28 protein-coding genes and 4 tRNA genes are annotated in these 24052 nt (G+C 70.8%); 7 read left to right on the top strand and 25 right to left on the bottom strand.

The features are described from left to right. Positions 1 to 534: 534 nt before the first annotated feature. From rplL to ACSP97_RS21165, 8 genes are all read right to left on the bottom strand, one after another. The gene (gene rplL, locus ACSP97_RS21200; RefSeq protein WP_043503300.1) at positions 535 to 924 is read right to left on the bottom strand and encodes a 50S ribosomal protein L7/L12; all 390 of its coding nucleotides are present in this window, start codon (positions 922 to 924) and stop codon (positions 535 to 537) included. 111 nt (positions 925 to 1035) lie between these two features. Further along, the gene (gene rplJ / locus ACSP97_RS21195; RefSeq protein WP_070026331.1) at positions 1036 to 1566 is read right to left on the bottom strand and encodes a 50S ribosomal protein L10; all 531 of its coding nucleotides are present in this window, start codon (positions 1564 to 1566) and stop codon (positions 1036 to 1038) included. A 315-nt stretch (positions 1567 to 1881) separates the two neighbouring features. After that, positions 1882 to 2820 carry a hypothetical protein gene (locus tag ACSP97_RS21190; RefSeq protein ID WP_440553776.1) on the bottom strand — a complete coding sequence of 313 codons (939 nt, stop codon included), beginning with the start codon at positions 2818 to 2820 and terminating at the stop codon, positions 1882 to 1884. Between the two features lie 138 nt (positions 2821 to 2958). Then, positions 2959 to 3684: a 50S ribosomal protein L1 gene (gene rplA / locus ACSP97_RS21185; protein ID WP_070026333.1), complete on the bottom strand. Its 726-nt coding sequence runs from the start codon at positions 3682 to 3684 to the stop codon at positions 2959 to 2961. A 98-nt stretch (positions 3685 to 3782) separates the two neighbouring features. Beyond that, a complete protein-coding gene (gene rplK, locus ACSP97_RS21180) occupies positions 3783 to 4217 on the bottom strand; it encodes a 50S ribosomal protein L11 (RefSeq protein WP_030747472.1) in 435 nt (144 codons plus the stop codon). A 168-nt stretch (positions 4218 to 4385) separates the two neighbouring features. Further along, positions 4386 to 5261: a transcription termination/antitermination protein NusG gene (gene nusG / locus ACSP97_RS21175; RefSeq protein WP_070026334.1), complete on the bottom strand. Its 876-nt coding sequence runs from the start codon at positions 5259 to 5261 to the stop codon at positions 4386 to 4388. A gap of 80 nt (positions 5262 to 5341) precedes the next feature. After that, positions 5342 to 5629, bottom strand: coding sequence for a preprotein translocase subunit SecE (gene secE, locus ACSP97_RS21170; RefSeq protein WP_355145417.1), 288 nt, complete (start codon positions 5627 to 5629; stop codon positions 5342 to 5344). Positions 5630 to 5735: 106 nt separating this feature from the next. After that, positions 5736 to 5808 (bottom strand) — tRNA-Trp (locus tag ACSP97_RS21165). Positions 5809 to 6069: 261 nt separating this feature from the next. Here ACSP97_RS21165 and ACSP97_RS21160 point away from each other — a divergent pair. Both ACSP97_RS21160 and ACSP97_RS21155 read left to right on the top strand, forming a co-directional pair. Continuing rightward, the gene (locus ACSP97_RS21160) at positions 6070 to 7296 is read left to right on the top strand and encodes a pyridoxal phosphate-dependent aminotransferase (RefSeq protein WP_355145415.1); all 1227 of its coding nucleotides are present in this window, start codon (positions 6070 to 6072) and stop codon (positions 7294 to 7296) included. Positions 7297 to 7424: 128 nt separating this feature from the next. Further along, positions 7425 to 8465, top strand: a complete 1041-nt coding sequence (locus ACSP97_RS21155; RefSeq protein ID WP_440553772.1) for an adenosine deaminase — start codon at positions 7425 to 7427, stop codon at positions 8463 to 8465. A gap of 9 nt (positions 8466 to 8474) precedes the next feature. Here ACSP97_RS21155 and ACSP97_RS21150 read toward each other — a convergent pair whose 3' ends face one another. From ACSP97_RS21150 to ACSP97_RS21095, 12 genes are all read right to left on the bottom strand, one after another. Continuing rightward, positions 8475 to 9530, bottom strand: a complete 1056-nt coding sequence (locus ACSP97_RS21150; RefSeq protein ID WP_355324401.1) for a UDP-N-acetylmuramate dehydrogenase — start codon at positions 9528 to 9530, stop codon at positions 8475 to 8477. 71 nt (positions 9531 to 9601) lie between these two features. Beyond that, positions 9602 to 11989: an ATP-binding protein gene (locus tag ACSP97_RS21145; protein WP_440553770.1), complete on the bottom strand. Its 2388-nt coding sequence runs from the start codon at positions 11987 to 11989 to the stop codon at positions 9602 to 9604. Continuing rightward, a complete protein-coding gene (locus ACSP97_RS21140; RefSeq protein ID WP_388311160.1) occupies positions 11986 to 12594 on the bottom strand; it encodes a DUF6879 family protein in 609 nt (202 codons plus the stop codon). Before ACSP97_RS21140 ends, ACSP97_RS21145 begins: the two co-directional genes overlap by 4 nt. Then, positions 12587 to 12856, bottom strand: a complete 270-nt coding sequence (locus ACSP97_RS21135; RefSeq protein ID WP_355145406.1) for a hypothetical protein — start codon at positions 12854 to 12856, stop codon at positions 12587 to 12589. The genes ACSP97_RS21140 and ACSP97_RS21135 overlap by 8 nt, the downstream gene beginning before the upstream one ends. A gap of 91 nt (positions 12857 to 12947) precedes the next feature. Next, a complete protein-coding gene (locus ACSP97_RS21130; RefSeq protein WP_355324405.1) occupies positions 12948 to 13349 on the bottom strand; it encodes a hypothetical protein in 402 nt (133 codons plus the stop codon). 273 nt (positions 13350 to 13622) lie between these two features. Continuing rightward, positions 13623 to 15050, bottom strand: coding sequence for a DHA2 family efflux MFS transporter permease subunit (locus tag ACSP97_RS21125; protein WP_440553766.1), 1428 nt, complete (start codon positions 15048 to 15050; stop codon positions 13623 to 13625). Between the two features lie 94 nt (positions 15051 to 15144). Then, positions 15145 to 15714 carry a TetR/AcrR family transcriptional regulator gene (locus ACSP97_RS21120; protein WP_388295132.1) on the bottom strand — a complete coding sequence of 190 codons (570 nt, stop codon included), beginning with the start codon at positions 15712 to 15714 and terminating at the stop codon, positions 15145 to 15147. Positions 15715 to 15861: 147 nt separating this feature from the next. Beyond that, positions 15862 to 16290 carry a MaoC family dehydratase gene (locus tag ACSP97_RS21115; RefSeq protein ID WP_355145398.1) on the bottom strand — a complete coding sequence of 143 codons (429 nt, stop codon included), beginning with the start codon at positions 16288 to 16290 and terminating at the stop codon, positions 15862 to 15864. Between the two features lie 7 nt (positions 16291 to 16297). Further along, positions 16298 to 16750 (bottom strand): MaoC family dehydratase N-terminal domain-containing protein, encoded by a 453-nt coding sequence (locus ACSP97_RS21110; RefSeq protein ID WP_074993004.1) that lies wholly within the window; start codon positions 16748 to 16750, stop codon positions 16298 to 16300. 112 nt (positions 16751 to 16862) lie between these two features. Next, a complete protein-coding gene (rpmG, locus tag ACSP97_RS21105; RefSeq protein WP_003948671.1) occupies positions 16863 to 17027 on the bottom strand; it encodes a 50S ribosomal protein L33 in 165 nt (54 codons plus the stop codon). Positions 17028 to 17116: 89 nt separating this feature from the next. Next, positions 17117 to 17189, bottom strand: a tRNA-Met gene (locus ACSP97_RS21100). Between the two features lie 46 nt (positions 17190 to 17235). Next, positions 17236 to 17308, bottom strand: a tRNA-Thr gene (locus ACSP97_RS21095). Between the two features lie 343 nt (positions 17309 to 17651). Here ACSP97_RS21095 and ACSP97_RS21090 point away from each other — a divergent pair. Next, complete coding sequence (locus ACSP97_RS21090; RefSeq protein WP_355145396.1) at positions 17652 to 18935, top strand: hydrolase; 1284 nt, start codon at positions 17652 to 17654, stop codon at positions 18933 to 18935. 81 nt (positions 18936 to 19016) lie between these two features. After that, positions 19017 to 19673, top strand: a complete 657-nt coding sequence (locus tag ACSP97_RS21085) for an SDR family oxidoreductase (protein WP_355145394.1) — start codon at positions 19017 to 19019, stop codon at positions 19671 to 19673. Between the two features lie 28 nt (positions 19674 to 19701). Here ACSP97_RS21085 and ACSP97_RS21080 read toward each other — a convergent pair whose 3' ends face one another. From ACSP97_RS21080 to ACSP97_RS21070, 3 genes are all read right to left on the bottom strand, one after another. After that, entirely contained in the window at positions 19702 to 19914 is a 213-nt protein-coding gene (locus tag ACSP97_RS21080) for a hypothetical protein (protein WP_355145392.1), read from the bottom strand. A gap of 18 nt (positions 19915 to 19932) precedes the next feature. Then, complete coding sequence (locus tag ACSP97_RS21075) at positions 19933 to 20157, bottom strand: hypothetical protein (RefSeq protein WP_355145390.1); 225 nt, start codon at positions 20155 to 20157, stop codon at positions 19933 to 19935. Between the two features lie 301 nt (positions 20158 to 20458). Continuing rightward, positions 20459 to 20540 (bottom strand) — tRNA-Tyr (locus tag ACSP97_RS21070). Between the two features lie 223 nt (positions 20541 to 20763). Here ACSP97_RS21070 and ACSP97_RS21065 point away from each other — a divergent pair. After that, the gene (locus ACSP97_RS21065; RefSeq protein ID WP_070026353.1) at positions 20764 to 21252 is read left to right on the top strand and encodes a YajQ family cyclic di-GMP-binding protein; all 489 of its coding nucleotides are present in this window, start codon (positions 20764 to 20766) and stop codon (positions 21250 to 21252) included. A gap of 82 nt (positions 21253 to 21334) precedes the next feature. On the opposite strand, the gene ACSP97_RS21060 is transcribed toward ACSP97_RS21065, so the two are convergent. Beyond that, positions 21335 to 21601, bottom strand: a complete 267-nt coding sequence (locus tag ACSP97_RS21060; RefSeq protein WP_355145388.1) for a GlsB/YeaQ/YmgE family stress response membrane protein — start codon at positions 21599 to 21601, stop codon at positions 21335 to 21337. A gap of 260 nt (positions 21602 to 21861) precedes the next feature. Here ACSP97_RS21060 and ACSP97_RS21055 point away from each other — a divergent pair, with 260 nt between their 5' ends. Next, positions 21862 to 22263 carry a YccF domain-containing protein gene (locus tag ACSP97_RS21055; protein WP_355145386.1) on the top strand — a complete coding sequence of 134 codons (402 nt, stop codon included), beginning with the start codon at positions 21862 to 21864 and terminating at the stop codon, positions 22261 to 22263. A gap of 206 nt (positions 22264 to 22469) precedes the next feature. Next, positions 22470 to 23021, top strand: coding sequence for a DoxX family protein (locus tag ACSP97_RS21050; RefSeq protein WP_355145384.1), 552 nt, complete (start codon positions 22470 to 22472; stop codon positions 23019 to 23021). Between the two features lie 33 nt (positions 23022 to 23054). Here the strand turns inward: ACSP97_RS21050 and htpX are convergent, their stop codons facing one another. Further along, entirely contained in the window at positions 23055 to 23918 is an 864-nt protein-coding gene (gene htpX, locus ACSP97_RS21045) for a zinc metalloprotease HtpX (RefSeq protein WP_355145382.1), read from the bottom strand. Positions 23919 to 24052: the final 134 nt, after the last annotated feature.

The following is a 24052-nucleotide window of genomic DNA, read 5'->3' as shown; positions in this document are numbered from 1 at the left end:
CGCGTACCGGCCCCTCCCTCAGACACAGAGGCGGAAATCCCAGCTCAAGGGGGCTTCGGCCATCGGTGCTCGAGTGAGGGCAGACCCCTGGTGACGGGCAGGGGACAGCTAACAGGCAGCGCAAAGGGTCAGTGTAGCCACTTGGCACACTGATGTCCAGTGCGGGTTTGTCGAGACCCTCGCTGTGCTCACCACTCTTGTCGACGCCTTCGGCATGCTGCCCTCAACGCACGTTCATACTGCCCTCTTCGCCGCCGATCCATGCCTCGGATTCGGATCCTTGTGACGACGCGTCCTGAGAATTGCGCGCTGCGTGCGGTTCGTCAAGGGTCTCCCACCGGAACCGGGCCGTCCGGAGACACGACGAAGATCACCATACCTCTCGACACCGCGAGTGCAAGGCAACCGCGGTCGGCCCTGCGGATACGCCGAAGAGCGACCACCCGGATGGATGATCGCTCTTCGGTGCGTTCGCGTTACAGCCCTACAGGGCCGAAATCAGCGCGCGTTCGAGTCCTGCGGACCCGTGAGGTCTTACTTGACCTCGACGGAGGCGCCGGCGCCCTTGAGGGCCTCGGCAGCCTTGTCCGCGGCCTCCTTGTTGACCTTCTCGAGGACCGGCTTCGGGGTGCCGTCGACGAGGTCCTTGGCCTCCTTCAGACCCAGGGAGGTCAGCTCACGCACGACCTTGATGACCTGGATCTTCTTGTCGCCGGCGCCGGTGAGGATGACGTCGAACTCGTCCTTCTCCTCGGCGGCCTCGGCGGCGGCGCCACCAGCGGCACCACCGGCGACGACGACCGGCGCGGCAGCGGCGGCGGTGACGTCGAACTTCTCCTCGAAGGCCTTCACGAACTCGGAGAGCTCGATGAGGGTCATCTCCTCGAACTGGGCAAGCAGCTCGTCCTGGGTGAGCTTCGCCATGATGGCGGTCCTTCCACTCAATCGGCAGGTGCCGGATGTACTGGGTAAGGCGGGCGTACGTCGGCCCGCTGCGACCCGCGCCGGACGGTGCGGGTCAGAAAGCGAGCCGAATTACTCGGCACCGCCCTGCTCGGCCTGCTTGGCGCGCAGCGCGTCCACGGTGCGGACGAGCTTCGACGGCAGCGCCTGGAAGAGGGAGGCAGCCTGGGACTGCTTGCCCTTCATGGCACCGGCCAGCTTGCTGAGCAGAACCTCGCGGGACTCGAGGTCCGCAAGCTTCTTGATCTCGTCGGCGGACATCGCCTTGCCGTCAAGGACGCCGCCCTTGATGACGAGATTCGGGTTGTCCTTGGCGAAGTCACGGAGACCCTTCGCCGACTCCACCGGGTCACCGGTGACGAAGGCGACGGCCGTCGGACCAGCGAAGAGCTGGTCGTCCAGCGTGATCCCGGCCTCGTTGGCCGCAATCTTGGTCAGCGTGTTCTTCACCACGGCGTACTGGGCGTTCTCACCGAGCGACCGGCGCAGCGTCTTGAGCTGCGCCACGGTGAGACCGCGGTACTCGGTCAGCACGGCGGCGTTGGAGCTGCGGAACTTGTCCGTCAGCTCCGCAACCGCGGCAGCCTTGTCGGGCCTCGCCATAGAGCCTCGGCCTCCTTCCGGGTGATTCGGACCGCGCGGACCCGAAGGAGGACTGGGGAAAACGAAACGCCCCGGCGCAGGCGCACGGGGCGGACTCGACCGGTCGCACACGCGCTGGGCGCGCACTCCGGGAGTACTTCCACTGTCACCTGCGCGGGTCGCCCACTTTTCAGCGGATCCTTCGGCCACCGCACCCTGTAAAGCGCGCGGCAACGACCAGCGGTCTTTGGCTTCGGAGATGAGAGTACGGGACCGGGGCGCCGCGGAGCAAATCGGGCCCCGGTCCCCTGGGGATCGGCGGCTGTTCCGCCGGGATCAGGAGGTGAGGCCGGTGCCGCCGGACGTGGTGCCGCCCGAGGGGCTGTCGACGCCGGCCGACTTCATCATGTCGGCGATGTCCAGGGTGTCGGAGGCCGGCGGCGCCTCGGCGGAGACCGGCACGCCGTAGTCGCTGTAGTGGGCGGTGGTGGTCAGCGTGCCGTTGGCGGTGGCCGCCTTCACGCTCTGCTTGACCAGCAGGTTCTGGTCGTTGATCCAGATGTCGACGGTCTCGGTGGTGATCCCGGACTTGGTCAGCTGCTGCTTGAGCTCCGAGAGCTGGGCCGCGGTGAGGTTGCCGGTCCTGCCCGCGAGGGCGGCCACGTCCACGGTGCCCGCATAGTGCCGGGTCTGCGTGCCGTCGACCGTCTGCCGGCCGACCTCCTTGACGTCCCCGGAGGCCAGCAGCACCTTCACCGACTGGTTCGGCGTGGACGACTGGAGCTGCTCCTTCGTGAACGCTCCGGAGGCACCGGCGGCCTTGGCCAGGTAGTCGTAGTCGTACTTGATCCAGTGCTTGCCGCCCCCGGCCTGCCGGGCGAAGTTGTCGCTCATCTTCGCGTAATAGCCGTCCTGCAGGTAGCGGATCGCCATGCTGGAGCCGCCGGCCTTGCTCATCATCTCGGCCATCTTGCCGCCGGTGTAGTCGACGGTGACGTTGCCCTTGAGGCCGTCGCTCCAGTCGAAGGAGCCGTTCTCCGTCAGCTTCATGACATCGCCCAGGGAGATGTCAGCGCGTACCTTGGCCGAGTCGGCCTTGTCGGTGGACTGCTGGACGCTGCGCAGTACGGCGGCGACGGGGCTGAGGTGGACCGTGCTGTCACCCGCCGCCTTGCCGTCACCCTTCCCGGAGCCCGAGGAGCCGCACGCGGCCACCCCGGTCAGCGCTGCCACCACGGCCACGGAAAGGGTCACCCGGCGTGCGGTGCTCGTCATCTGGTCCTACCCCCATACAAGAGTCACGTCGTACGACAAAGCTCGTACACAGAAAGGACGGGCCCTGCACCTCAAAGGTTGCAGGGCCCGCCCTTCAGTGACGCGTACCGGACGCGGCTACCGGGGTGAGCGGGAGGCTCAGACGGCGGCCGGGTCCTCCTCGACGAGGAGGTTGCGGGTGCGGTTCGGGTCGACCTGGATGCCGGGGCCCATCGTGGTGGTGATGGCCGCCTTCTTGATGTAGCGACCCTTGGCGGCGGACGGCTTCAGACGGAGGATCTCCTCCAGCGCGGCGCCGTAGTTCTCCACCAGCTTGGTGTCGTCGAAGGACACCTTGCCGATGATGAAGTGCAGGTTCGAGTGCTTGTCGACGCGGAACTCGATCTTGCCGCCCTTGATGTCGGTGACGGCCTTGGCCACGTCGGGGGTGACGGTGCCGGTCTTCGGGTTCGGCATCAGACCACGGGGGCCGAGGACGCGGCCGAGGCGGCCGACCTTGCCCATGAGGTCCGGGGTGGCGACGACGGCGTCGAAGTCCAGGCGGCCCTTCGAGACCTCGTCGATCAGCTCGTCGGCACCGACGATGTCGGCGCCCGCGGCACGCGCGGCCTCGGCACGGTCACCGGTCGCGAAGACCAGGACCCGGGCGGTCTTACCGGTGCCGTGCGGAAGGTTCACGGTGCCACGGACCATCTGGTCGGCCTTGCGCGGGTCGACGCCCAGACGGAAGGCGACCTCGACGGTGCCGTCGAACTTGGTCGTGGAGGTCTCCTTGGCGAGACGGACGGCCTCGAGCGGGGCGTACAGCTTCTCCCGGTCGATCTTGGCGTCCGCAGCGCGGAGAGCCTTGCTGCGCTTGCTCACAACTTGCTCCTGTGTGTTCTGAAAGGAGTCGTGGTCCCTGGGCCGAGCAGGCCCTGCCACGTGCGACCGGCTACGGCCGCATTACCTGCTGGTGGTGGTCAGCCCTCGACCGTGACGCCCATGGAGCGCGCGGTACCGGCGATGATCTTCGCCGCGGCGTCCAGGTCGTTCGCGTTCAGGTCGGGCATCTTGGTCTGGGCGATCTCGCGGACCTGCGCCTCGGTGATCTTGGCGACCTTGGTCTTGTGCGGCTCGCCGGAGCCCTTCTCCACACCCGCGGCCTTGAGGATCATCTTGGCGGCCGGCGGCGTCTTGGTGACGAAGGTGAAGGAGCGGTCCTCGTAGACCGTGATCTCCACGGGGATGACCCAGCCACGCTGCGACTCGGTCGCGGCGTTGTAGGCCTTGCAGAACTCCATGATGTTGACGCCGTGCTGACCCAGCGCCGGGCCGACCGGCGGAGCCGGGTTGGCGGCACCGGCCTGGATCTGGAGCTTGATGAGCCCCGTGACCTTCTTCTTCTTGGGAGGCATAGCTCTCCGGGTCCTTTCGATTCGGGTCCTGCCCGCTCCCGGGGACCACCCGGATGCAGGCATACCGCACAACGATAACGGGTATAGATGCGCGGCCAAAAACCGAGCAGGTCAGACGGGCTGTGACAGCCCGCCTGACCTGGCCGGAAGCGATAGGTCCAGAAAGAACTAGTTCTTCTGGATCTGGTCGAAGGAAAGCTCGACCGGGGTCTCGCGGCCGAAGATCTCCACCAGGCCCTTGACCTTCTTGGAGTCGGCGTTGATCTCGTTGATGGTCGCCTGGAGGGTGGCGAACGGACCGTCGGTGACGGTGACCGAGTCGCCGACCTCGAAGTCCAGCACCTGGACCTCGACCTTGCGCTGCGGGGCGGGCTTGCCCTCGGCCTCGGCGGCCTCGCGGGCGGCCTTCTCCTCGGCCTCCGGGGCGAGCATCTTGACGATCTCGTCCAGGGTCAGCGGGTACGGGTCGTAGGCGTTGCCGACGAAGCCGGTGACGCCCGGGGTGTTGCGGACGACGCCCCAGGACTCGTTCGTCAGGTCCATGCGGACCAGGACGTAACCGGGCAGCTTGTTCTGCTTGATCGTCTTGCGGTCGCCGTTCTTGATCTGGACGACCTCTTCCTGCGGCACCTCGGCCTGGAAGATGTAGTCCTCGACGTTCAGCGAGACGGCGCGCTGCTCCAGGTTGGTCTTCACGCGGTTCTCGTAGCCGGCGTAGGTGTGGATGACGTACCACTCGCCGGGCAGGGTGCGCAGTTCCTCGCGCAGGGCCTGGACCGGGTCGACCGGAGCCGCGGGCTCCTCCTCGGCGGCCTCGGCGGCGGCGTCCTCGCCGTCCTCCTCGGCTTCCTCGTCCTCGTCCGCGTCGTCCGCGTCCTCGGTGTGCAGCGCGGCCTCCTCGGCCGGCTCGCCCGCCTCGGCCTCGGCAGCCTCGAACTCGTCCTGCTCGTCCGCGCCCTCGACGATGTCGAGCTCGTCGTCCACCATCTCGGCAGCGTTCCCGCGAGACTCGGTGGCGTCGTCGTTCAGGTTCGGGTCAGACACGATGGCTGCTTCTTCCTGGTTACATAGGGGTGGAACACGCGAAAACGGGCGCCGGTGCCACGGCGCCCTTCGCTCTTGGCTCAGCCGAAGACGTACTTGGCGGCGTGGTTGAGCCCATAGTCAATCACGGTCACCAGCGCGATCATGATGGCGACGAAGAAGATCACCACGGTGGTGTACGACGTCAGCTGGTTCCGCGTCGGCCAGACGACCTTGCGGAGCTCCGCGACGATCTGGCGGTAGAAGGTGGCCAGGCGCTTCAGCGGGCCCTTCTTGGCGCGCTTGCCGCCCTTGCGGGCCTTCTTCTTGGACTCGGGCACTTCGTCCTGGGCATCAGGCGTGTCGATGGAGCCCACGGCGTCCGTCATAATCCTCACCTGATCCCGGGTCGTGGCCGTGCCGCGCCCGGTTTCTGAGCCGCACGGCGGTGCATTGCTGTACGTACATGCGCACACATCCTGGCGGTGTGTGTAGCAGGGCCGGAGGGACTTGAACCCCCAACCGCCGGTTTTGGAGACCGGTGCTCTACCAATTGAGCTACGACCCTTTGTGTGTCCCCAACGTACCGCATCCGGCCGGGTGCTCGGTGTGCACCGACGGTGGCGGTGGCCGCTGGAGGCCAACGAGGTGAGAGTGTACGTGGTCCGGCGCCCGGCGTCGAACAGAAAGTGGCCGTCCGGGGTCGCCGCGCCGAAGATCGTCCAGGCCGGGGGCCGGATTCGGATCCCTGTTCACGCCTCGACCCCTCGATGTTCAGTCTGTGAAACCCGTGTGCCCCGGACATTTCCGGTCTGGAACCATGGGCTCCATGAGCGCTGCAACCCCTCCCACCGAGCGCCGGGTCTCCGCCCGAGTCGGCGCGATCTCCGAGTCCGCCACCCTCGCCGTGGACGCCAAGGCCAAGGCACTGAAGGCCGCCGGGCGACCGGTGATCGGCTTCGGCGCCGGTGAGCCCGACTTCCCCACCCCGGACTACATCGTCGAGGCCGCGATCGAGGCCTGCAAGAACCCGAAGTTCCACCGGTACACGCCGGCCGGCGGCCTGCCCGAGCTGAAGGCCGCGATCGCCACGAAGACGCTGCGCGACTCCGGCTGGGAGCCCGACGTCTCCCAGATCCTGGTCACCAACGGCGGCAAGCAGGCCATCTACGAGGCGTTCGCCGCGATCCTCGACCCGGGCGACGAGGTCATCGTCCCGGCGCCGTACTGGACCACCTACCCGGAGTCGATCCGACTCGCGGGCGGTGTCCCGGTGGAGGTCGTGGCCGACGAGACCACCGGCTACCGGGTCTCCGTCGAGCAGCTGGAGGCGGCGCGCACGGAGAAGACGAAGGTCGTCCTGTTCGTCTCCCCGTCCAACCCGACCGGCGCGGTGTACTCCGAGGCCGAGACCGAGGCGATCGGTCGCTGGGCGCTGGAGCACGGCCTGTGGGTGCTCACCGACGAGATCTACGAGCACCTGGTCTACGGCGACGCGGTCTCCGTCTCGCTGCCGGCGCTGCTGCCCGAGCTGCGCGACAAGTGCATCGTGGTCAACGGCGTGGCGAAGACGTACGCCATGACCGGCTGGCGGGTGGGCTGGGTGATCGGCCCCAAGGACGTCGTCAAGGCCGCGACCAACCTGCAGTCGCACGCCACCTCGAACGTGTCCAACGTGGCCCAGGCCGCCGCGCTGGCCGCCGTCTCCGGTGACCTTCAGGCCGTGGCGAAGATGCGGGAGGCCTTCGACCGGCGCCGCAGGACCATCGTGCGGATGCTCAACGAGATCGACGGCGTGTTCTGCCCGGAGCCCGAGGGCGCCTTCTACGCCTACCCGTCGGTCAAGGCGCTGATCGGCAAGGAGATCCGCGGCAGGCGCCCGAAGGACACGGTCGAGCTGGCCGCGCTGATCCTGGAGGAGGCCGAGGTCGCGGTCGTCCCGGGCGAGGCCTTCGGCACACCGGGCTACCTGCGGCTTTCGTACGCGCTCGGCGACGAGGACCTGGTGGAGGGCGTGAGCCGGATCCAGAAGCTGCTGGCGGAGGCGCGGGACTGACGTCCCCCGGCGTGCATGGAGGGCCCACCTACGGACATCCGTAGGTGGGCCCCGTTCGTTTGTGCGAGCAAGACCTCGACCGGGGAAACGGCTACCGGGACACCGGGTGAGTGAGGCAGCATCTGGGAATGGAGCGCGTACGTGATCTCTCTGAGCTGCCGAAGGCCCATCTGCACCTGCATTTCACCGGCTCGATGCGGCCGGGCACCGTACTGGAACTGGCCGACAAGCACGGCGTACGGCTGCCCGAGACGCTGACGGAGGCGCTGACCAGCGGGGAACCGCCGAAACTCAGGGCGACGGACGAGCGGGGCTGGTTCCGCTTCCAGCGGCTGTACGACGCGGCGCGCTCCTGCCTGCGCGAGCCGGACGACATCCGGCGCCTGGTGCGGGAGGCCGCGCAGGAGGATCTGCGGGACGGCTCGGGCTGGCTGGAGATCCAGGTGGACCCGACGTCGTACGCGCCCCGGCTCGGCGGGCTAATCCCGACGCTGGAGATCATTCTGGACGCGGTGGAGAGCACCTCGCGGGAGACCGGGCTCGGGATGCGGGTCCTGGTGGCCGCGAACCGGATGAAGCACCCGCTGGACGCCCGCACCCTGGCCCGGCTCGCGGTGCGGTACGCGGACCGGGGCGTGGTGGGCTTCGGGCTGTCCAACGACGAACGGCGCGGCATGGCGCGGGACTTCGACCGGGCCTTCCACATCGCGCGGGAGGGCGGTCTGCTGTCGGCCCCGCACGGCGGCGAGCTGACCGGCCCGGCGTCGGTGCGGGACTGCCTGGACGATCTGCACGCGGCGCGGATCGGGCACGGGGTGCGGGCGGCCGAGGACCCGAGGCTGCTGAAGCGGCTGGCCGACCGCCAGGTGACGTGCGAGGTGTGCCCGGCGTCCAATGTGGCGCTCGGGGTGTACGAGAAGCCGGAGGACGTGCCGCTGCGCACCTTCTTCGACGCCGGTGTCCCGATGGCGCTGGGCGCCGACGACCCGCTGCTGTTCGGCTCGCGGCTGGCCGCGCAGTACGAGATCGCCCGTCATGTGCACGGCTTCTCGGACCCGGAACTGGCGGAGCTGGCCCGCCAGTCGGTGCGCGGCTCGGCCGCCCCCGCGGACGTCAAGGCGCGGCTGCTGGCGGGCGTGGACGACTGGCTGACGCGCCCGCCGGCCTGATCACCGGGCCTACAGGCCGACGCCCACCATCACCGGCTCGTTGACCAGGGTGATCCCGAAGGCCTCGCGCACCCCGGCGACGACCTCGCGGGCGAGGGCGAGCAGGTCCTCGGTGGTGGCCTCGCCGCGGTTGGTGAGGGCGAGGGTGTGCTTGGTGGAGATGCGGGCGGGCCCGGTGCCGTACCCCTTGGTGTAGCCGGCCTTGTCGATCAGCCAGGCCGCGGAGGTCTTCGTGCGGCCCTCCCCCGCCGGGTAGGCGGGCGGCTCGACGTCCGCGCCGAGCCGCTCGCGCACGCGCGCCCGGAACGCCGTGAACTGCTCCTCGGTGAGGATCGGGTTGGTAAAGAAGGAACCGGCCGACCAGGTGTCGTGGTCCTCGGCGTCGAGGACCATGCCCTTGCCCGCCCGCAGCTTCAGCACCGTCTCGCGGGCTTCGGCGAGCGGCACCCGGTCCCCGGGCTCCACGCCGAGCGTCCGGGCCGTCTCCGCGTACCTGACCGGCGCGGACAGCCCGCCCGCGTCCTCCAGCTCGAAGCGGACGCGCAGCACGACGTACCGCTCGGGGTCGGCCTTGAAGCGGCTGTGGCGGTAGGAGAAGGCGCACTCCGCGTTGGTGAGGGTGACCGTCTCGCCGGCGCGGCGGTCGTAGGCGATCACCTCGGAGATGGTGGCGGACACCTCCTGGCCGTACGCCCCCACGTTCTGGATCGGCGTGGCGCCCGCGGACCCGGGGATCCCGGCCAGGCACTCGATCCCGGCGAGCCCGGCCTCCACACTGCGGGCGACGGCGTCGCTCCACACCTCGCCGGCTGCCAGCTCCAGGGTCGTACCGCGCAGCTCGACCCCCCGGGTGGCGATCCGCAGCGCGGTCCCGTCGAATCCCTTGTCCCCGATGACCAGGTTCGACCCGCCGCCGACGATCAGCAGAGGGGTCCCGCGGTCATCGGCCTCGCGTACGGCGTCGATCACCTCGGCATCGGTCCCGGCGGTCACCAACCGCGTGGCGGGCCCACCGAGCCGGAAGGTGGTGAGCGGGGCGAGGGGGGCGTCGTGGAGTACGTGCACGGCCCCAAGACTACGAGAACGGCCCGCCGACGCCGGACGAGCGGGGTGGGGTGCCGCGGGGGCGGGGGTGGTCATGGGGGTGTGTGGCCGGGCGGTGAGTGGCCCACCAGGCTGTCCCGCAGCCGTAGGGCGCGCGGGTCGGCGAATTCCGTGAGCAGGCGGAGCGCCCGGGCCCGTGCGTCGGCTGCCTCCCGGGGCGCGGGGAGGCGGTCCAGGGCGAGGCCCAGGTGCGCCAGTGTCCGTGCCGTCTCCCACGGCAGTCGGAGGTCCCGGAAGGTCTCCGCCGCCCGGCGGTGGCAGTCCGCCGCCTCCGCCGCACGGCCCAGTTGCAGGCATGCCTGGCCGAAGCCGTCCCAGGCGGCGGCCTGGCGGGCGCGGTCGCCGAGGTCTTCCTGGAGCGCGGCGGCGCGCCGGTAGGAGTCCTGCGCCCGGGCGGGCTGCCCGGTGGCGCGTTGGGCGTCGCCCAGGGTCAGCAGCCAGTAGGCCTCGGTGGCCGCGCTGCGGATCTCGGTGGCGATGGCCACGGCCTCCTCCGCGTGCGCCAGCGCGGCGTCCGCGTGCCCGCTGTCGAGTTCCGCCGCGGCGAGGAGCCTGAGGGCGTTGCCCTCGGCGCGTCGGTCGCCGCGGGCCCTGAACGCCTCGATCCCGCGGCGCAGCGGGCCGGCCGTATTACGAGGGTGCCCGAGTTCCAGTTCCACCTCCGCGAGGTTGACCGCCACTCGGGGCTCCCAGAACCGGTCGTCCAGGGCCGCGAACAGTGCCCTGCCGCCTTCGAGGGCCGCCTGCGCCCGGTCGAGGTTGCGCCGGCGCAGTTCGAGCAGTCCCAGGCCGTTGAGTGTCAGGGCCTCGCCGAAGGTGTCGCGCAGTTCCCGGCGCAGGGCCAGTGCCGACTCGTAGTGCTCCGCGGCGGCCGTCAGGTCCTGGGACTGGGCGTATGCCATGCCGAGGCTTTCGTGGAGTTCGGCCTGGGCGCCTCGATCGCCGTCGCGCCGGGCGGCCTCCAGACCGGTCAGGGAGGTGGTGAGCCAGTCCCGGAACGGGTTGTTGGTCATGTAGACGGCGCGCAGGACCACCGCCAGCTGCCAGGCGATCCGGTCGAGGCCGCCACTCGCGGCGGCCCGCACGGCGGCCACCAGGTTGTCCCGTTCCGCCTCGTACCACCGCATCGCCTGTGCCGCGTCGGCGAACGGCGGTGCGGGCGGTCCCGCCCCGGCGGGTACCAGTGCCACGCGCGGCTCCTGCGGTGCGACACGGGCCTGGACCGCGTCCGCGGTGTGCAGGTACCAGGTCAGCACCCGGCGCAGTGCCTCCTCGCGTTCCTGCGGCGCCTCCTGAAGCCCGGCCTGATCGGCGGCGTAGGCGCGCAGCAGGTCGTGCAGGCGGAAGCGGTCGGACGCGGTCTGCTCGGCCATGTGCGCGGAGACGAGGACGTCGAGCAGACGTCGGGCGGTTCGCGCGTCGACCCCGGCGAGTGCCGCCGCGGCCGTGTCGCTGAAGTCGGCTCCGGGGTGCAGCCCGAGCAGCCGGAAGAACCGGGCTGCGTCCTGCGGCAATGCCCGGTAGGACCACGTGAACACGGAACGCACCGCCTCGGACTCCTCATCGCCGTCTGCCGACAGCGCTTCCCACCGTCCGGACGCGTCACGCAACTCGCCGATCAGATCCGCCAGACGCATCAGCGGTCGTCCGGCGGCCCGCTCGGCCGCGATTTTGAGCGCCAGCGGCAGGTGCGCGCACAGGGAGGCGAGTTCGGCCACCTGGGCGGGATCGTCCCCGTCCCGGTAGCCGGAGACGACGCCCTGGACCAGGGCGACCGAGCCGTCGCGGTCGAGCACGTCCAGGGTGAGGCGCCGCGCCCCCTCCCGGATCGTCAGGCCGGGCAGCCGGTGCCGGCTGGTCACGATGGCCAGGCATCCCGGCGTTCCCGGCAGCAAGGGCCTGACCTGGGCCACACCGGCGGCGTTGTCGAGCACCAGCAGCAGCCGGCGGCCGGCCAGCCGGGAGCGGAAGGCCGCGGCCATGTATTCGCCGTCGGCGTGGATCGTGTCCGCGGGGGCGCCGAGCGCCAGCAGAAAGCCTTCGAGCACCCGCTCGTAGGCGGCCGGGGCCTGCGGATCGTAGCCGTGCAGGTCGGCGTACAGCTGGCCGTCCGGGAACCGGTCGCGGACCGTGTGCGACCAGTGCAGCACGAGAGACGTCTTGCCGACACCGGCGGTGCCGGTCACCAGCAGCACCCGTGCGCCGGCAGTGTCGTCGAGCAGCCGGTCGAGTGCCGCCCGCTCGGCGCACCGATCGACGAACCCCCGTCCCGCCGCGGGGAGCTGGCGCGGGACGGGTGGTGCCGCGCGGTCGGCCGCCGGGGCGTGGAAGTGAATCCCGCCCCGCACGTCGCGGGCCTGTACGACCTCCCGGGCCGTACCGGAGAACGACGAGTCGACGTTTCCGTGCGGCCCGGTCATCGGCGGGGAGGTTCGAGGTGGGCCACGTCGCGGTCGAAGAACGTGCCGATGTCCTCCCCCAGCGCGTACAGGTTCTCGATCCGTGCCGCCACACGGTTCCTCGTGGCCGTGTCCACGTAGCGCACGGCGCCTTCGAGGACGCCCTCCGTGTCGTAGCGGATCTCGTAGACGGTGTCGTCGTTCAACGTGATCAGTTCCGGTACGGGGCCTGTGTCCTCGTACGCCGTGATGTGGTCGGGGCCGATGACGCGGATCAGTTCGCCGCACTCGGCACGCACCCGCAGCAGGTGCAGTTCCCAGTGCAGGTAGGGGGTGAGCGGCGGCTCCACCACGCGGACCCGCAGCAGGCGGCATCGGTGTCGCGCGGCCAGCCGGGACAGGTCGAGCAGCCCGGTCCGCTGTGCCTCGATCAGCCGCAGCGCCTCCTGCCAGTCCCCGCGGGCAAAGGCTTCCCAGCTCGGGTCCCCCGGCTCACGGAAGTGCTGGCGGCGCTCCAGCTTCCACGAGTCCCAGCCGTCCACGGCGAAGTCCCGGCTGCGGAAGTCCTCGCGGTACGCGTCCAGTTCCAGCTTCTCGCCACGGGAGGCGTCGAGGAGGTCACGCATCCGGAATGTGCGCCTTCGCCGCGAGCAGGGTGAGCCGTGGGATGACCACGAGGCGTTCGCCGCCGCCGATCACCGCGTCGTCGGGCAGGCCCTCGGCGTACACGTGTGTGAGGTCGCGGCCGATGACCGCGAAGTCGCCGTTGTCCAGCTCCCAGATGTCCGGGCAGCCGTCCCGTCCCCCGGTCGTACCCAACTCAGCCGGCGCGATCCCGACGCGCCGGACCAGCCGGGCCTTCCGGTCCGCGTCCCAGGTGTCGCTCATACGTCGCCCCCAGCTCGGTCCGTCCGGACAGGCCACTCAGCGTACGGATGCGACGACGGACCGTCCACCGCCATAAAAGGCCGCCTGCGGCCTACAGGGGGCGGACGAAATTGCGGCTGCTGTTGTGGTGGAACACCGTGAGGCCCGTCTGTGAAGAGCCCTGGGGGCGGGTGGCCCAGCGTTCGACGCGGGCGATCTCGGGGCACTCGGCGGCGCCGATCGCCGCGGTGAGCCAGGCGTCCGCGGTGTCGTCGGGCTTCGGGGCGGGGGCGGAGAACGGGGTGTCCGCGACCCCCTTCTCCACGTGCTCGTGCTTCTCCCCTTCGCCGAGTTGGTGGGTGATCTGCCAGCGCTCCTCACGGTCGCCGCGGGTGAGGGTGATACCGAAGGGCAGGTCGGTCTCACCGGCCTCGGCGAAGGACTGGACGCGGCTCACACCGGGCGTGTTCTTCACGGTGTCGATCAGCCAGCCCTGGAACCGTTCCGGACGCATCTGGCGCATTCCCTCTGTCGACGGCGGGCCCGCCAGGTTAGGAGCGCGGCCGGAAGAACAGGCCGAAGACGGGGACCGGACCACACCATCGTGGTAACCGCCCCGAAAACACGCTTGGTTGAGGGCTCAGCCCGCCGGGGCGTACGGCACGTGGTCTTGAACCACGCGGCTCCGGCCCGCCGGGGCCACCGAGTCGAGGCATGGACTGCTCCCGGTGGAGGCCCTGGCGGACCGTCGGGGGGGATCGAGGTGTTCCGGGGTGGCGTGCCGGGGTCAGCCCGCCGTGGCCTCCAGGGCCGGTGCGGCCGGTTCCGCCGGTGCCGGGCGGGGGCTGCCGGCGCGGGCCGGTATGACCAGGGCGGCCAGCGCGGCGAGGGCGACCACGGACGCGCCGGTGATCAGGGCCGGGCGTAGACCGTCGACGAAGGACTGGGCGGAGGTGTAGCCGCCGTACGCGGAGAAGATCGAGGACATCACCGCGATGCCGAGCGCGCCGCCCACCTCGCGCAGGGCGTTGTTCGCGCCGGAGGCGATGCCCTGTTCCCGCGGGCGCACGCTGGACATCACCAGGGCGGCGGCCGGGGCGAAGTACAGGGCCATGCCGACGCCGCTGAGGACGAGGGCGGGCAGCTGCTCGGCGTAGGAGGCGTGCGCGGTGACCACGCAGGCCAGGTAGCCGAGGCCGGCCGCCTGGAGCAGCAGGCCCGCGGCGACGACCGGACGGCCGCCCACGCGGTCGGACAGGAACCCGGCGATCGGGGCGACGAGCATCGGCATCCCGGTCCACGGCAGCATCCTGAGCCCGGCGGCCGTGGGCGAGTAGCCCAGCACGTTCTGCATGTACTGGCTGAGCAGGAAGATCGAGCCGAACATGCCGACGAACATCAGCAGGCTCGCCGCGTTGATCCCGGAGAAGGCCCGGGAGCGGAACAGGCGCATCGGCAGCATGGGGTTCGCGGCCCGCGAGCTCCAGCCCACGAAGGCGAGCAGGAGCACGCCGCCGGCCGACAGGGCGGTCAGCACGACCGGGTCCGTCCAGCCGTCGGAGGGGCCCCTGACCAGGCTGTACACGATCCCGAAGAGACCGCTGCCGGCGAGCAGGGTGCCGGGGACGTCGAGGCGGGCGTCGGTGCCGTGGGACTCGGCCAGCCGCAGACGCGCCAGCGGCAGGACGAGCAGGCCGAGCGGAACGTTCAGCCAGAAGATCCAGTGCCAGGACACGTGCTCGGTGAGGCTGCCGCCGATCAGCGGGCCGGAGGCGACCGCGAGGCCGTTGACCGCGCCCCAGATGCCGTACATCGTGCCGCGCCTGGCCGCCGGCACCGCCGCGGTCAGCAGGGTCAGCGTGAGCGGCATCATCACCGCCGCGCCCACGCCCTGCACCGCGCGGGCGGCGATCAGCGAGCCGATGCCGGGCGCCATCGCCGCGGCGGCGGACGCGCCGGTGAAGACGGTGAGCCCGGCGATGAACAGCCGCCTGCGCCCGAACCGGTCGCCGAGCGCGGCGCCGAACATCAGCAGGCAGGCGAAGGTGAGCGTGTACGCGCTCACCGTCCACTCCAGGTCGTCCAGCGCGCCGCCGAGATCCTGTCGGATCGAGGGCAGGGCGGTGGTGACGACGAGGTTGTCCAGGGCCGCCATGAAGCCGGCGACGCTGGTGACGAGAAGTGCCCAGGCGGCGCTTCCGCGGGTCTGTGACATCGCTCCCCCAGGGATGAGGTCCCGTTCGGTTGGTTAGTAATTACTGACTAACTTTTGCGGACGCGGGTGTGCCCATGGGTGTCCCGCGCTTTGCCTACGCCTGCGGTTCGCTCGGTCCGCACCGGAGCGGGTCCACGTCCAGCCCCTCCCACACCCGGTGTCCGACCGGGAAGCCGAGGGCGACCAGGCAGTTGATGAGCATCCCGTGGGCCATGAACCGGGTCGTACCGTCCACGCCGAGCGGCACACGGACGGCGTCCCACAGCCGCATCCACCCGGCCCGCACGGCCTCGCCGAACTCCCGGTCGCCCTCCTGCTCGGCGGCCGCGACGGCCAGGAACATCTGCATCTGCATCATCAGCCGCGAGGGCTGCTCGGCGATCGCCCTCTTGTAGGCCGTGCCCATGGCGTGCAGGGCCTCCTCGCCCTCCAGCCCCTCGGCCGCCTCCTCGAACATGCGGATGGTGTCCTGGATACAGCGATCCGCCGCCGCCAGGAAGATCGCCCGCTTTCCCGGGAAGAGCCGGAAGAGGTACGGCTGCGACACGCCGACCCGCTGTGCGATGGCCTCGGTGGAGGTGCCGTAGTAGCCCCCTCGGCCGAACTCCTCCATCGCCGCTCGGACGACGCTCTCGCGCCGCTCCTCCGCACTCATCCTGGGCATGGAAGTAAGTTAGTACTCAATCACTAATCGCACAACCCCATGGGTCCGCCTGGGAAACGTAAGGGGCGCCCCGCCAGGAGGACGCCCCTTACGTCTACCGCTGCGTCTACCGCTCAGCCGTGAACCCGCGGGCCCGCGGGCCCGCCGTCAGGCCAGTCGTACGACCGCCCGCGACATGCCCAGCACCTTCTGGCCGCCGCTGGTCGCCGTGAGGTCCACGCGGACGGTGTTGTCGTCCAGCTTGGCCGCGACCTTGCCGCTGACCTCGATCAGGGCGCCCTGGTCGTCGTTGGGCACGACGACCGGCTTGGTGAAGCGGACGCCGTACTCGACCACGGCGCCCGGGTCGCCGAGCCAGTCGGTGACCACGCGGATCGCCTCGGCCATGGTGAACATGCCGTGCGCGATCACGTCCGGCAGGCCCACCTCCTTGGCGAACTTCTCGTTCCAGTGGATGGGGTTGAAGTCCCCGGAGGCGCCCGCGTAGCGCACCAGGGTGGCGCGGGTCACGGGAAAGGTCCGGGCCGGCAGCTCGGTGCCGACCTCGACGTCGTCGTAGCCGATCTTCGCGGTCATCAGCTGCTCACGCCTCCTCGGCCGCGCGGGCCACGAGCTTGGTCCAGGCGGTCACAACGTGCTCGCCCGCCTCGTCGTGCACCTCGCCGCGGATGTCCAGGATGTCGTTGCCCGCGAGGGACTTGATCGCCTCGATGGTCGAGGTGACCGTGAGCCGGTCGCCGGCGCGCACCGGGCGGCGGTAGGCGAACTTCTGGTCGCCGTGCACCACCCGGCTGTAGTCCAGGCCGAGCTGGGGGTCCTCGATGACCTGGCCGGCAGCGCGGAAGGTGATGGAGAACACGAAGGTCGGGGGGGCGATCACGTCGGAGTACCCGTACGCCTTGGCGGCTTCCGGGTCCGTGAACACCGGGTTGGTCTCCCCCACGGCCTCGGCGAACTCGCGGATCTTCTCCCGGCCCACCTCGTAGGGGGCGGTGGGCGGGTAGGTCCGTCCCACGAAGGACTGGTCGAGCGCCATGGCCCGGCACCTCCTGATGTCTGGTGTGAGGGTCCCAAACTAGCCGGGCCCGACCGCGGGAACGCCGCGAGGCCGCCCCCTCGGAAGGGGACGGCCTCGCGAACGAGCCTATTTATCGCGTTTCGCGGTGCGCGGTGTGCGCGTTGCAACGCGGGCAGTGCTTCTTCATCTCAAGGCGATCCGGGTTGTTACGCCGGTTCTTCTTGGTGATGTAGTTCCGCTCCTTGCACTCCACGCAGGCCAGCGTGATCTTCGGGCGGACGTCGGTGGCAGCCACGTGAGTGCTCCTAGGACGAACGGATGGACTTATTTAACGCAAGAAGAGTAGCCGATCGAAGGACCGACCCCACAATCGGCTACTGTCAGTAGCGGTGACCGGACTTGAACCGGTGACACAGCGATTATGAGCCGCTTGCTCTACCGACTGAGCTACACCGCTTTGATGAGATCGGATCCCGTCTTACGACGGGAACCTCTCACACCAGAGCCCCAAAACGGAATCGAACCGTTGACCTTCTCCTTACCATGGAGACGCTCTGCCGACTGAGCTATTGGGGCGAGCGATGAAGACATTACACGGTCCGCCGCCGTTCGCCCAAATCCGTATCCGCCCGGCTGCGGGCGCGCGTCGTGGCGGGCGGCCGGGGTGCGGGTGCGCGGGTGCCGCGGGTGCGGCGAGGGGGGCCGAGGGGGTGCGACGGCACGGCGGCGGAGGGGGCCGGACGCGCCGGCGCGGGGAGCGGGAACGCACGGTCACCGCGCCGTGGGCCACGCCGGTATGACTATTGCGCTCCTGCGCCATCCGCGCGGCTCGCCACCCTAGGCTCGGTCCGCCCTGTGTGATCTTGGGATGTCTCCCGGTCACCGGCCCCCGCCCCCCTTCTGCCCTCCCTGGAGCGCGATGCCCGACAGCCAGCCGCAGCCGCACCCGCCGTCGAACTGGTCGGGGTCCTCGGGCCCGTCCGGGTCCCGGGGACCGGACGATCCGGGCGGCCTGCTGCTGTGCGGGGCGCGGCTCACCGACGGACGGACCGTGGACGTGCGGCTGGGCGGCGGGCGGATCGAGGCCGTGGGCACCGCGGGCAGCCTGGCGTCGGCTCCGGCGCGCGCGGGCGTGCAGCGCGTCGACCTGACGGGCTATCTGCTGCTGCCTGCCCCGGCGGAGCCGCACGCCCACGGCGACACCGCCCTGTCCGCCGAGCGCCCGGGCCCGGCCTCGTACGCCCCCGACGACGTCCAGCGAAGGGCCACGGAATCCGCGCTGCTACAGCTGGCGCACGGGGCGACGGCCGTCCGGGCGCACGTGCGCGTGGGCGATGTGCAGGGGCTGGGCGCGCTGGGTGCCGTGCTGCGGGCGCGGCGGGCGCTGCGCGGGCTCGCGGAGCTGACGACGGTGGCGATGCCGCGGCTGCTGACGGGGGTGGCCGGCGCGGACGGGCTGGCGGTGCTGCGGGACGCGGCGAAGATGGGCGCGGCGGTGGTGGGCGGCTGCCCGGACCTGGACCCGGATCCCACGGGGTACGTGGAGGCGGTCCTGGAGGTGGCCTCGGAGCACGGCTGCCCGGTGGACCTGCACACCGACGCGGCGGACCCGGCGCGGTTGTCCCGGCTCGCGGCGATGGCGGGTGGTCTGCGCCCCGGCGTGACGATCGGGCCGTGCGCCGGTCTCGCGCACCTGCCCGCCGACATGGCCTCCCGCGCCGCCGACCAGCTGGCGGCGGCCGGGGTGACGGTGGTGTGCCTGCCCCAAGGCGGCTGCGCGGGCGCCGACCGCCGGGGGACGGCGCCGGTACGGCTGCTGCGGGCGGCCGGGGTGCGGGTGGCGGCCGGCAGCGGCGCTCTGCGGGACGTGTCGAACCCGGTGGGCCGCGGCGACCCCCTGGAGGCGGCCTACCTCCTCGCCTCCGCCCACGGCCTCGGCCCCGAGGACGCCTACGACGCGGTGAGCACCTCCGCCCGGGCCGCGCTCGGCCTGCCCCGGGTCAGCGTGGAGGCGGGCTTCCCGGCCGAACTCCTCGCCGTGCGCGGCGACCACCTCCCCGGCGCCCTCTCCCTCGCCTACAGCCGCATCGTGATCCACCACGGCCGGGTGGTGGCCCGTACCAGCGCGGTCCGCGAGTACCGCAACTCGGCGATGGCCGCGGAACCCGGGCTGCCTCGGCAGGGGCGGGGAGAGGCGCCGTAGGGCCGGCGGGCGCGCCCGGCCGGCCGGGGCCGCGGTCAACCCGTGCGGCGCGCAGGGACCTTCGGGCGTACGGTCGGAAGCATGCGCATTGTCATCGCTGGAGGGCACGGTCAGATCGCGTTGCGGCTGGAGCGGCTGCTCGCCGCGCGCGGGGACGAGGTCGCGGGGATCATCCGCGCGGCGGGGCAGGCCGACGACCTGCGCTCGGCCGGCGCCGAGCCGGTGGTGCTCGATCTGGAGTCGGCGTCGGTGGAGGAGGTCGCCGAGCGGCTGCGGGGCGCGGACGCGGCGGTTTTCGCGGCCGGCGCCGGTCCGGGCAGCGGCACGGCCCGCAAGGAGACGGTGGACAAGGGTGCGGCGGTGCTGTTCGCGGACGCGGCCGTGCGCGCGGGCGTACGCCGTTTCGTCGTGGTGTCGTCGATGGGCGCGGACCCGGCGCACCAGGGCGACGAGGTCTTCGACGTCTATCTGCGCGCCAAGGGCGAGGCCGACGCCCATGTGGCCCGCCAGAAGGACCTGGACTGGACGATCCTGCGGCCCGGTTCGCTGACCGACGACGCGGGCACCGGCCTGGTCCGGCTGGAGGCGCACACCGGGCGCGGCACGGTTCCGCGCGACGACGTGGCGGCCGTACTCGCGGAGCTGGTGGACACGTCGGCGACGGCCGGTCTGACGCTGGAGCTGACGAGTGGTTCGACGCCGGTGTCGGTCGCGGTGAAGTCGGTGGCCGGCAACTGACGCCTGCGCGGGGCGAGCTGACGTCGCCTCAGAACAGCGGCAGCTGACCGGGGAACTCGGGTACGACATAGCCGTCCAACGTGGGCTGCGCCGCCCCGAGTCGGGCCTGTCGCCGGGACCCCTCGCAGGAGACGAGCCGCGTGCCCTCGCGGGCCCCGGGCGGGTCGTGCCGGGCGAAGCGGCCCGCCACGACGGCGATCTCACGGTGGCACACGGGGCAGGTGCTGCGTCGGGAGGACATACCGCCAGTGTGCCCGGTTCAGGTGCGCGACTCCGTCTCCCAGCGCTCGGGGCCCACCCCGCGCCAGTCGATCAACGGGGAGTCCGCCACCTGCTCGGGTTCGATGTCCAGCCCCGCCCGGCGCAGGAATTCCACCAGGTCGCGCACGTTGTGCGCGAGCCCGAGGATCTCCCCGTCCACCCGGACCCGGCGACCGCCGGTCGGGGAGGGCAGATGCACCACGATGGGTCGCTTGCCGGTCATGGCTCCAGCATCGTCCGGGTGCGGCACCGCCGCACCCGCACCCGGATCACGGTCCGGGCCCGGCCTTCCATAATCGTTCACCCGTTCGATTCTAGTGAACCCTCCGGACGAGCCCCGGGTGGGGTGGACCCATGTGGGCATCCGACGACCATGGGCACGGCGACGGCCGGGGCCTGGGACGACGGGTCGGCGCGGGGAAGAAACGGCCGCGCTCCGTCCACGACGAGGCGAACTCCGCCTAACAACGAGAAACCCCCTCTGACCAGGTCATCGACCTGATCAGAGGGGGTTTCCCTCCGTGTGGCGGCGCCAGGATTCGAACCTGGGAAGGCTGAGCCGGCAGATTTACAGTCTGCTCCCTTTGGCCGCTCGGGCACACCGCCGGGTTTGCTGCCAATCGAACCCGCTTGCGGCGGTGTTCCCCGGCAACGACGTAAACAATACCCGATCCACGGGGGTGCTTCGCCACCCGGTTGATCTCCGGCTCTCGGGTCCCGGGGTGGCTAGGCTGGTGCGGATGCGGCCCGGCAGGATGCCGGGCCCGGCGGCCGCCGCCGCACACGCCGGTACGCACGACACGCACCCCGATACAAGGAGCCACAGGACATGGCCGACTCCAGTTTCGACATCGTCTCGAAGGTCGAGCGGCAGGAGGTCGACAACGCCCTCAACCAGACCGCCAAGGAGATCTCCCAGCGTTACGACTTCAAGGGCGTCGGCGCCTCGATCTCGTGGTCCGGGGAGAAGATCCTCCTGGAGGCGAACTCCGAGGACAGGGTGAAGGCGGTCCTCGACGTCTTCGAGTCCAAGCTGATCAAGCGCGGCATCTCGCTGAAGGCGCTGGACGCGGGCGAGCCCCAGCTGTCCGGCAAGGAGTACAAGATCTTCGCGACGATCCAGGAGGGCATCTCCCAGGAGAACGCCAAGAAGGTGGCGAAGATCATCCGCGACGAGGGCCCCAAGGGCGTCAAGGCCCAGGTGCAGGGCGAGGAGCTGCGGGTCAGCTCCAAGAGCCGCGACGACCTCCAGACCGTGATCGCCCTGCTCAAGGGCAAGGACTTCGACTTCGCGCTGCAGTTCGTGAACTACCGCTAGGGAGAAGGAAAGAAGGGTGGGCGTCCCGTGCGGGAGCCCACCCTTCCGTGCTGCCGGGGCCGGTCGTCCGGGGTGTGCCGGATCAGTCGCGGGAGTTGCCGAAGACCAGGCGGTAGGCGATCAGCAGCACCAGGGAGCCGCCGATGGCCGCGACCCAGGTGGGGCCGTCGAAGAAGTTCTTGCTGATCTCGTGGTGCAGCCAGCGGGACGAGATCCAGCCGCCGATGAACGCGCCGGCGATGCCGATGACCGTCGTGCCGAGCAGGCCACCGGGGTCGCGTCCCGGCAGCAGGAACTTGGCTATGGCGCCGGCCAGCAGCCCCAGAATGATCCAACCGATGATGCTCATAGCGCGATCCCTGCCCCTTCGTGCCCTGCGCGCACGGTGGCCGGCGTGAGATCTCCGTGAAGATCGGCGGTCCGCCGGCGCGCTTTCGTGCCGTCTCGGAAGGGAGGACGCCGGGGGTCCGGGACGCGGTTGCCCGCGGGTTCGTACCGGATTGTTCCCGATCCCGCTACAACGGCGTCGCCGTGCTCTCCCGTACCCCGACCGGCTGATACTTGTGGCAGCAGGCAAGACCGGCGGAGCGACCTGGAGAGGTGCCGATCATGAAGGTGTTCCACCTGCTGCTCAACATCCTGTGGCTGGTGTGCTGCGGCCTCTGGATGGCGATCGGCTATCTGATCGCCGCGCTGATCTGCTTCGTGCTGATCGTCACCATCCCGTTCGGCATCGCCTCGCTGCGCATCGCCGGTTTCGTGCTCTGGCCGTTCGGCCGTACCACCGTGGAGCGGCGGGACGCCGGTGCGGGGTCGGTCATCGGCAATGTGATCTGGGTGATCTTCGCCGGCTGGTGGCTCGCGCTGGGGCACCTGATCACCAGCATCCCGCTGTTCCTGTCGATCATCGGCATCCCCTTCGGCTGGGCCAACCTGAAGCTCGTCCCGATCTCCCTGATGCCGCTGGGACGTGAGGTCGTACCCACGGACCAGGCCTTCGGCGGCCGCTAGAACGGCGCACGGGGCGACGGCTCCGGCGTGCCGGGGGCAACCACGCCGACATGCGAGCGCGACAACGCCGACGTGTGAGGGGCGGCCGGGCTGATCGATGTGCGCCGGCGCCGCCCCTCCGGAATCATCGGGGGCAGGAGACAGGGGGGCGACGCCTGTCCAGGCTTGGGGGAAGTGCACACCCGGCATCCGTACGGAGTCCTCAGATGCCCAGGCACCACACCGAGACAGCGACCACCACGCCCGCTGCCGGAGAACAGGCCCGCCACGCGGGCGTGACCGCCGCCGACGGGGGGCTGCTGCTCCTCCGGGTGGCCATCGGTCTACCGCTCGCCGGGCACGGCGCCCAGAAGCTCTTCGGGCTGTTCGGCGGCCAGGGGCTGACCGCGACCGGCAAGGGGTTCGACTCCCTGGGCTACCGCCCGGGCAAGCTCTTCGCGGCCATCGGCGGCCTCTCCGAACTCCTGGGCGGCCTCGGGCTCACCCTGGGGCTGTTCACACCGCTCGCGGCCGCGGCGATCGTGGGCGTGATGATCAACGCCATGGTCACCGTGACCGCCGCCCACGGGCTGTGGGCCGACAAGGGCGGGATGGAGTACAACATCTGCATCGCCGCCGTCGCCCTCGCCGTCACCGCCATCGGGCCCGGCCGGCTGGCCCTGGACCACTATCTGCCCTGGGGCAGAGGGGGCTGGCCGCACGCGGCCCTCGCCCTCGGCCTCGGCGGTCTGGGGGCGGGCCTGGTGCTGGCCCTGTGAGCCGCGGGGCGGCCCGGCCCGGAGCGGGAAGGCTCAGGGCCGACGCCCCGCCATGTTCTCCAGGCGGGCGATCCGCTCCGCCATCGGCGGGTGCGTGGAGAACATCTTGGACACGCCCTGCCCGGGACGGAACGGGTTGGCGATCATCATGTGGCTCGCGGTCTCGATCCGGGGCTCGGGCGGCAGCGGCAGTTGCCGGGTGCCGATCTCCAGCTTGCGCAGGGCGCCGGCGAGGGCCAGCGGGTCCCCGGTGAGCTGGGCACCGGACGCGTCCGCCTCGTACTCCCGGGAGCGGCTGATGGCCAGCTGGATCAGCGTGGCGGCGAGCGGGCCCAGGATCATGATCAGCAGCATGCCGACGAGTCCGGGGCCCTCGTCGTCGTCCGAGCGGCCGACCGGGATCAGCCAGGCGAAGTTCACCAGGAACATGATCACCGAGGCGAGCGCGCCGGCCACCGAGGAGATGAGGATGTCCCGGTTGTAGACGTGGCTCAGTTCGTGCCCGATGACGCCGCGCAGCTCGCGTTCGTCCAGCAGGCGCAGGATGCCCTCGGTGCAGCACACCGCCGCGTTGCGCGGGTTGCGGCCCGTGGCGAAGGCGTTGGGGGCCTCGGTCGGGGAGATGTACAGCCGCGGCATGGGCTGGCGGGCCTGCGTGGACAGCTCGCGCACCATCCGGTAGAGACCCGGCGCCTCGAACTCGCTCACCGGGCGGGCCCGCATCGCCCGCAGGGCCAGCTTGTCGCTGTTCCAGTACGCGTACGCGTTCGTCCCGAGGGCGACCAGGAGCGCCACGATCAGACCGGTGCGCCCGAAGAAGCTGCCGATGACGATGATGAGCGCCGACAGCCCCCCGAGGAGTACTGCGGTCCTGAGCCCGTTGTGCCGGCGGTGCACGGTACGCCCTCCAAGTGGTACAGCAGGGAACCCTTCGGTCCAGTGGACCCTCCCGCTCTGGTCAACGCCAGGCGACGGTGACGAGTTCCCAGGTGGGCAGGGTCACGCCCGGGGGCCGGACAGGTGAAGGGGTT

The organism is Streptomyces sp. SCPE 10, from assembly GCF_051980735.1.
Classification (GTDB): Bacteria; Actinomycetota; Actinomycetes; order Streptomycetales; family Streptomycetaceae; genus Streptomyces; species Streptomyces misionensis.
Note: the sequence above shows the minus strand (reverse complement) of the source record. Positions and strands in the feature narration are given on the sequence as shown.

What these genes read in the sequence shown, in the direction of transcription:
- ACSP97_RS21135 (WP_355145406.1), bottom strand. Translation starts at nt 12,856, where the DNA reads ATGAGCGACACCTGGGACGCGGACCGGAAGGCCCGGCTGGTCCGGCGC.
- ACSP97_RS21055 (WP_355145386.1), top strand. Translation starts at nt 21,862, where the DNA reads ATGAAGGTGTTCCACCTGCTGCTCAACATCCTGTGGCTGGTGTGCTGC.
- ACSP97_RS21080 (WP_355145392.1), bottom strand. Translation starts at nt 19,914, where the DNA reads ATGTCCTCCCGACGCAGCACCTGCCCCGTGTGCCACCGTGAGATCGCC.
- ACSP97_RS21120 (WP_388295132.1), bottom strand. Translation starts at nt 15,714, where the DNA reads ATGCCCAGGATGAGTGCGGAGGAGCGGCGCGAGAGCGTCGTCCGAGCG.
- ACSP97_RS21075 (WP_355145390.1), bottom strand. Translation starts at nt 20,157, where the DNA reads ATGACCGGCAAGCGACCCATCGTGGTGCATCTGCCCTCCCCGACCGGC.
- ACSP97_RS21085 (WP_355145394.1), top strand. Translation starts at nt 19,017, where the DNA reads ATGCGCATTGTCATCGCTGGAGGGCACGGTCAGATCGCGTTGCGGCTG.
- secE (WP_355145417.1), bottom strand. Translation starts at nt 5,629, where the DNA reads ATGACGGACGCCGTGGGCTCCATCGACACGCCTGATGCCCAGGACGAA.
- ACSP97_RS21190 (WP_440553776.1), bottom strand. Translation starts at nt 2,820, where the DNA reads ATGACGAGCACCGCACGCCGGGTGACCCTTTCCGTGGCCGTGGTGGCA.
- ACSP97_RS21050 (WP_355145384.1), top strand. Translation starts at nt 22,470, where the DNA reads ATGCCCAGGCACCACACCGAGACAGCGACCACCACGCCCGCTGCCGGA.
- ACSP97_RS21155 (WP_440553772.1), top strand. Translation starts at nt 7,425, where the DNA reads ATGGAGCGCGTACGTGATCTCTCTGAGCTGCCGAAGGCCCATCTGCAC.
- rplK (WP_030747472.1), bottom strand. Translation starts at nt 4,217, where the DNA reads ATGCCTCCCAAGAAGAAGAAGGTCACGGGGCTCATCAAGCTCCAGATC.
- ACSP97_RS21160 (WP_355145415.1), top strand. Translation starts at nt 6,070, where the DNA reads ATGAGCGCTGCAACCCCTCCCACCGAGCGCCGGGTCTCCGCCCGAGTC.
- ACSP97_RS21115 (WP_355145398.1), bottom strand. Translation starts at nt 16,290, where the DNA reads ATGACCGCGAAGATCGGCTACGACGACGTCGAGGTCGGCACCGAGCTG.
- ACSP97_RS21140 (WP_388311160.1), bottom strand. Translation starts at nt 12,594, where the DNA reads ATGCGTGACCTCCTCGACGCCTCCCGTGGCGAGAAGCTGGAACTGGAC.
- ACSP97_RS21125 (WP_440553766.1), bottom strand. Translation starts at nt 15,050, where the DNA reads ATGTCACAGACCCGCGGAAGCGCCGCCTGGGCACTTCTCGTCACCAGC.
- ACSP97_RS21130 (WP_355324405.1), bottom strand. Translation starts at nt 13,349, where the DNA reads ATGCGTCCGGAACGGTTCCAGGGCTGGCTGATCGACACCGTGAAGAAC.
- ACSP97_RS21065 (WP_070026353.1), top strand. Translation starts at nt 20,764, where the DNA reads ATGGCCGACTCCAGTTTCGACATCGTCTCGAAGGTCGAGCGGCAGGAG.
- ACSP97_RS21060 (WP_355145388.1), bottom strand. Translation starts at nt 21,601, where the DNA reads ATGAGCATCATCGGTTGGATCATTCTGGGGCTGCTGGCCGGCGCCATA.
- ACSP97_RS21145 (WP_440553770.1), bottom strand. Translation starts at nt 11,989, where the DNA reads ATGACCGGGCCGCACGGAAACGTCGACTCGTCGTTCTCCGGTACGGCC.
- ACSP97_RS21110 (WP_074993004.1), bottom strand. Translation starts at nt 16,750, where the DNA reads ATGGCGCTCGACCAGTCCTTCGTGGGACGGACCTACCCGCCCACCGCC.
- ACSP97_RS21090 (WP_355145396.1), top strand. Translation starts at nt 17,652, where the DNA reads ATGCCCGACAGCCAGCCGCAGCCGCACCCGCCGTCGAACTGGTCGGGG.
- rplL (WP_043503300.1), bottom strand. Translation starts at nt 924, where the DNA reads ATGGCGAAGCTCACCCAGGACGAGCTGCTTGCCCAGTTCGAGGAGATG.
- rplJ (WP_070026331.1), bottom strand. Translation starts at nt 1,566, where the DNA reads ATGGCGAGGCCCGACAAGGCTGCCGCGGTTGCGGAGCTGACGGACAAG.